This is a genomic window from Asanoa sp. NPDC050611, assembly GCF_040654855.1.
Classification (GTDB): domain Bacteria; phylum Actinomycetota; class Actinomycetes; order Mycobacteriales; family Micromonosporaceae; genus Asanoa.
Genome location: NZ_JBFAIU010000044.1, coordinates 27,642 through 33,836 on the forward strand (window position 1 = coordinate 27,642; position 6,195 = coordinate 33,836).

The following is a 6,195-nucleotide window of genomic DNA, read 5'->3' on the forward strand; positions in this document are numbered from 1 at the left end:
GTCGTCGATCGCCCACGAGGTCAGGTTGGGGAACCGCAGCGACAGTTCGGCGATCGCCTCGGCCCAGCGGACGTAATCGGTCATGAACGGCCGGGACGCCCGCCCGTTCTCCGTGGTCTCGCTCGGCGGGACGATGTACGGGATGACGTCGATGCCGGCCGCGCTCGCCGCCGGCAGGAACTCGGAGCGAAGGTCGTCCCAGTCGGTCGGTGAGTCCCAGATCCCGTAGAGGTACGTGTTGACGTTCATGCCGACCAGCCGCCGCACCAGGGCCGGCGAGTCGATGTGGCGGTATCCGTCGGCGCGGGGCTCGCGCTCGCGCAACGCCCCGCCGATGGTGTTCCCGCCGCACAGGGTCGCCCGGATGCCGTCGGCCGGAACGCGAGGCCGACCACGATGGACAGACATGCACACCCCTCAGGACTTGACGGCGCCAGCCAGGACGCCGCTCGTGAAGTACCGCTGGAAGACCGCGAACAGCACCGCCATGGGCAGGATGCTGATCACCGCACCGGCCGTGATCAGGGAGATGTTCTGCGTGAACTGCGTGTTGGTCGTGGCGATGCCGACCGGCAGCGTCATCATGTGCTCCGACTGCGCCATGAGCAGCGGCCAGAGGAACGAGTTCCAGTTCGCCACGAACGTGAAGATCGCCAGCACCGCCATCGGCTGCTTGCACAGTGGCAGCACCACGCGCCGGAAGATCCACCAATGGTTGGCGCCGTCGACCCGGGCCGCTTCCATCAACGAGTTCGGGATGCCCAGCACGAACTGGCGCAGCAAGTAGACGCCGAAGGGCCCGGCCGCGGCCGGAATGATCAGTCCACTGTAGTGGTCGACCATGCCGAGCTCGGACGCCAACAGGTAGACGGGCACGAGCGTGGCCGAGAACGGCAGCATCATGGTCGCCAGCATCGTCCGGAACGCGACGTCGCGTCCGGCGAACCGCAGCTTGCCGAACGCGTACGCGGCGAGGATGTCAACGGCGACCGTCAGCGCGGTCACCGCCGCGGCCACCCAGAGGCTGTTGAGCATCCAGCGGACGAAGACCTCGTTGGCGAACAGGCGCTCGTAGTTGGTCAGCGTCCACTCGCTGACCCGCACGGAGAAGTCGGCGTAGACGGAGTCGTGCAGCGACGCGATCACCACGAGCAGGACGGGCGCGGCGCAGAGGACGGAGAAGACGATCGCCACCGCGTGGACCGACAGCACGCGTGGCAGCTTGCGGAGGCGTCCGGCATGCGACGGACGCCGGCCGGTCAGCTCACGCGTGGCCATCGGTGGACTCCTCGCCCCGGCTGCGCCGGACGAAGATCGCGGCGATGACGGCGGTGACGACGAGCAGCACCATGCTCATGGTCGCCGCGTACGGCACGCTGCCACCGTTGAAGGCGTTCTGGTAGATGTACCACATGGCGGTGTACGTGGCGGTGCCCGGACCGCCCTGGGTCATCACGTAGATCAGGTCGAACAGCTGCACGGCGTTGATGGTGACCAGGACGAGGACCACCTGCAGCACCGGCTTGATCAGGGGTAGCTTGATGCGGGTCAGCGTCTGCCATCCGTTGGCGCCGTCGATGCGCGCGGCGTCCAGGAGGTCCTCGGACACGTTGTTGAAAGCGGACATGAAGATGACGGAGTAGAACCCGATCGACGTCCACAGTGTCACGACCGACAGGAACACGATCGCCGTGTTCGCGTCGGTCAACCACGGGACGTCCAGGTGCAGCACCCCGGACGTGAACCGTTCGAGCGGGCCGGTCTCGCTGTCGATCAGCATCTTCCAGATGAGCCCGGCGACCACGATGGACAGCAGCGACGGCAGGTAGATCAACGAACGGTAGACCGACATGCCGCGGACCTTGCTGGACAGCAGCAGGCCGACCCCGATCGTGACGACCAGCGTCAGCGGGATCAGCACCGCCATGAACAGCAACGTGTTCCAGAGGGTCTGCCGGAACAGCAGGTCGCCGGCGATCGAGCGGTAGTTGTCGAGGCCGGCGAACTCGAGACCGCTGAGCAGGGAGCCCCGCTGGAACGTCAGGTAGATCGTGTAGCCGAACGGGAACAGCATGAACGCGCCGAACAGCACGGCCTTGGCGGCCAGGAACACGCCGGCCGGCGCAAGGTCGCCGGCCCGCCGCCGCCGTGCGGCCCGAGTGCCCGCCGGCGCGGACCGAACCGGCGGATCCGCGCGTCCCGGCCCGGCGGGTGCGCCGGCGGCTTCCGCACCGCGGCGCACCCCGACGAGGCGTACGGACATGCGCCTCACTTGCCCGTCTTGGCCATCTGCTTGATGCCCTTCGAGGCCTCGGAGATCATGTCGTCGAGTGTCTGCCGGCCGAAGAGGTGGTCGTTCAGCTTGCCGAGCAGATACTCCTGCGGCTGGTACGGCAGGACCAGCGTCGCGCGAGCGTGCTGGCCGTAGCCGGCCGCTTCGTTGAGGAAGGTGTTCATCCGGGGGTCCGCCAGCGGTTCGGCGTAGTAGTTGCCCTCCACGGGGCGGGTGGGCAGGCCCAGGATCATCCGGATGTACACGTCCGACTGCTTGGGATCCAGCAGGAACTTGGCGAACTGGTAGGTCAGGTCGGGGTTCTTGCTCTTGGCGGCCATGGCGTAGTAGCCGCAACCGGCGACGATGGCCTTGCCCGCCGGACCGCCCGGCAGGTCGATGACCTTCAGCCGCGCGTCCGGGAACTGTTTGCACACCGCCTCGGTGAGCGGGGGCATCCATTGCATGCCGGTCTTCCCGGACACGGTGGCGGTCTGCCACCGGGCGTTGTCGGAGTACAGGTCGGGCGGAGTCGTGGCGCCGGAGCTCACGAGCCGCTTCATGACGTCGATCGCCTCGCGGCCCGCGGCGTTGTCGAAGCCGATGTCGTCGCGCGCCTCGTTGATGTAGTCGCTTCCGTACGCCCAGAAGTACTGCCACACCCAGTTGTCCTCGAACGTCGGCAGGGCGGGCCAGGCCATGCCGTAGTGCTCGACGTTGTTCTTGTCGAACCCGGCGTCCTTGAGGTTGCGGCCCTTCTTGTCGAACGTCATCGCCTCGGCGAAGGGGATCATCTCGGCCAGGGTCGTGGGCAACGGCGGCTTGCCCGCCTTCTCCCAGACGGCGAGGTTCAGCACCAGAGGCTGGAAGCCCTGCGTGAACGGCACGGCGAACAGCTCGCCGTTGTCGCCGGTGGCCGCCTTGAGGTAGGACTCGGGCTGGCCTTCCGTGAACGAGGCGAGCTCTTCCGCGCTGGCGAACTTCTTGAAGTCGGCGAGCACGCCCGTCGACCGCCACTTGTTCATCCACGGAATGATCTGGTAGGTCACGTCGGGCGGGTTGCCTCCGGAGAAGGCAGCGGTGTATTTCGTCAGCGCGTTGTCCCACGGGATGATCAGGCTGGACACGGCGGCGTCCTTGGCAACGTCGCGGAAGCCCGTCGTCATCTTGTCGGTGAAGGCCTTCATCGCCTCCGGCGACGCGTTCGGGGTGAGCCAGAAGTTGAGGTCGCCTCCGGCGCTGGATGCCTTGTCACCCTCGCCGAGCCCGCAGGCGGCCAGCACGGAACCGAGTCCGGCGACGCCTGCCATCTGCAGTAAGCCTCGGCGGGACAGGCCGCCGGACCGGGAATTGGTCGCCATTGACGCACACTCCGATCGATTGGTCTTCGATATATCGAAGATGGACTCGATATTTGCAAGAGTAATGTTGATCGCTGTGGTGGCGCAAGCATCACTTCGATCTCGGTCAGTGCGGGGCCGGCCTTCGCGGCTACGGCCCGTAGAACTCCAGCTCCGTGACCGTGGAGTAGGCGTACCCGTTGGTGGCCAGCATGACGACGCGGACCGCGCTCGCCGTCACCGCCGGGAAGGTCGAGCTGTAACGGCCGGCGGTGTGGCCCCGTACCTGTGCGACGGTCTGCCAACCCGCGTCCGTGAGTGCCTGGACGTCCCAGTCCTTCAGGGCGAACCGGGCGTCGGCGTGCGTGTGGAGGTCGACCCGGCCCACCGGCGCCGGCTTGGCCAGGCGCGTCTCGAGCTGGTCCGGGAACGCGCCTGGCGTGGCATCGGCCCACGCCGTGGCGGGCCGGTCGTAGCCCAGCAGCGTGTAGCTCCGGTTGCCGTCGACGACGCCGCAGGGGTCCAGCGTGCCGCCCGTCGACGAGGCGGTGGTCGCCTGGCCGAGGGCGAGGTTGCGGTGCGGGTCCTCGGCCTCCGCCGACACGTGGACCGGGACGCTCAGCCGCTGACGGTCGAGGCGCAATGAGACCGCGTAGTCGCCGGGTGGCGTGTCCGCGGGCACGACGACAGCCAGGGGTGCGGTGGCGGGGCGGTCGGGCGGCACGTACGTGCTGAGGATCTCGTCGGACACCCGCAACGGTGGCTCGGCGCCGACGACCGCCGTGGGGTAGATCGGTTCCGTGGACCGGCCGTCGAACCGGACGGTGAGCACGGCCGGCAGGCACGGACGCGGCAGAAGGTCGAGCCGCTGCGGCGACGTCGACAGCGACACCACCGGATCCCTCCCCGGCTCGGCCGCGGCGGTGCCACCCTCCGCGGCGAGCGCGAACGGCAGCGCTACGACTAGATCCGCCGCCGCGAGCCGTCCCCCGGTCCTACTGTCCACGTGTCGCTCCCTTCCGCGCCGCGCGGCGCTCACCCGAGGTCCAGACCTGGTCGGCCGGCCTCCGTGACCAGGGTGGCGTCGGTCCGGATCGGCGCTCCCGGACGACTGACGTACGGCACCACCTTGAAGTCGGTGCGCCACTGGTCGGGCGTGACCGCGCAGCGCACGTACCCCCGTTGGACGTTGTAGTACCTGATGTGCGGAAGCTGGTCGGCGAGGGCGTCCCGTCCCGGGTCGGTGTCGGCGCCGTCGCCGGAGCTGCTGATCGAAGTGCCCACGAGCTCGACGCCGACGGTCGGGGAGTCCGGGTCGTCGTAGTTCTTCTTGATCAGGCAGGCGTTGTTGGCATGGACGTCGCCGGTCAGGACGACCGGGTTGGCGATCGTCCGGTCGTGCAGGAAGTCCACGATCCGGTTCCGCTGTGCCTCGTAGCCGTCCCAGGCGTCCATCACGTACCGCTCACCGGCGTCGTCGGGATCGAGGTCCAGCTGCGAGAAGAAGACCTGTTGCGCCAGGACGTTCCAGGTTGCACCGGAGCTCGCGAGCCCGTCGAACAGCCACTGCTGCTGCTGGGCGCCGATCATCTGCCGCCGCGGATCGCGCGTCTGCTCGTCCGGCGGCACGGTGCCGTCGTTGTAGAGCTGGTCGTCGCGGTACTGGCGGGTATCCAGCACGCTGAACTCGGCCAGGTTGCCGAAGGTGAACCGGCGGTAGAGCGGCATGTCCGGCCCGTTCGGCAGTTGCGCGATCCGCAGGGGCATGTGCTCCCAGTACGCCCGGAAGGCGTTGGCCCGCCGCACCAGGAACTGCTCGAAGGTCTCGTCCGGGTAATAGAACGAGTACTTCGAGACCCAGTTGCTGAGCACCTCGTGGTCGTCGAGGGTGACCACCCACGGGAACGCCGCGTGCACGGCCTGCAGGTCCGGATCGGTCTTGTACTGGGCGTAGCGGTACCGGAAGTCGTCGAGCGTCGTGAGCGTCCGGGCCGGGAAGTGGCCGCGGCCGAGCGTGCCCTGGTCGCCACCCTCGTAGATGTAGTCGCCGAGGTGGAAGACCACGTCGAGGTCCTCGCCCAGCAGGTGCTGGTAGGCGGTGTAGTAGCCGACGACACGGTGCTGGCAGGAGACGAACGCGAAGTTCAGCCCCGACGGCGCGGATCCCACGGCGGGCGCCGTCCTGGTCCGGCCGACCGGGGAGATGTCGGGGCCGGCCCGGAAGCGGTAGAAGTAGGTTGCGGACGGCCGCAGGCCCCGCACATCGATGTGGACGGTGTGCGCCTTGGCCGCCCGCGCCGCCGCGGTGCCCCGCCGCACCACCCGGCGGAACGCCTCGTCCGTGGCCACCTCCCACCGCACGGGCACGGTGGCGTCGGCGGACATGCCGCCGAACGGTTCCAGCGGCTTCGGCGCGAGGCGGGTCCAGATCACCACCCCGTCAGGCAAGGGGTCGCCCGAGGCGACCCCGAGTGTGAACGGGTAGTCGCGTGCGGGTGTGCGGGACGACCCGCCCGCCGCAAAGGGCAGTCCGCCGGCGACGGCGAGGCCGGCGGCGGCGCCTGTCACGGTCAGAAACCGCCT

The 6,195-nt window shown here is 68.6% G+C and carries 6 protein-coding genes; all 6 read right to left on the bottom strand.

Annotated elements, in window-relative coordinates:
* Window positions 1–408: hypothetical protein (locus tag AB0H87_RS09960; RefSeq protein ID WP_360142277.1), on the bottom strand; the 408-nt coding region annotated here is incomplete at its 3' end.
* Window positions 409–417: 9 nt separating this feature from the next.
* Window positions 418–1,278 carry a carbohydrate ABC transporter permease gene (locus AB0H87_RS09965; protein WP_360142279.1) on the bottom strand — a complete coding sequence of 287 codons (861 nt, stop codon included), beginning with the start codon at window positions 1,276–1,278 and terminating at the stop codon, window positions 418–420.
* The gene (locus AB0H87_RS09970; protein WP_360142281.1) at window positions 1,265–2,263 is read right to left on the bottom strand and encodes a sugar ABC transporter permease; all 999 of its coding nucleotides are present in this window, start codon (window positions 2,261–2,263) and stop codon (window positions 1,265–1,267) included. Before AB0H87_RS09970 ends, AB0H87_RS09965 begins: the two co-directional genes overlap by 14 nt.
* A 5-nt stretch (window positions 2,264–2,268) precedes the next feature.
* Window positions 2,269–3,582 (bottom strand): extracellular solute-binding protein, encoded by a 1,314-nt coding sequence (locus AB0H87_RS09975; protein WP_360142283.1) that lies wholly within the window; start codon window positions 3,580–3,582, stop codon window positions 2,269–2,271.
* 181 nt (window positions 3,583–3,763) lie between these two features.
* Window positions 3,764–4,618: a discoidin domain-containing protein gene (locus AB0H87_RS09980; RefSeq protein WP_360142285.1), complete on the bottom strand. Its 855-nt coding sequence runs from the start codon at window positions 4,616–4,618 to the stop codon at window positions 3,764–3,766.
* A 29-nt stretch (window positions 4,619–4,647) separates the two neighbouring features.
* Window positions 4,648–6,195: alkaline phosphatase D family protein (locus AB0H87_RS09985; protein ID WP_360142287.1), on the bottom strand; the 1,548-nt coding region annotated here is incomplete at its 5' end.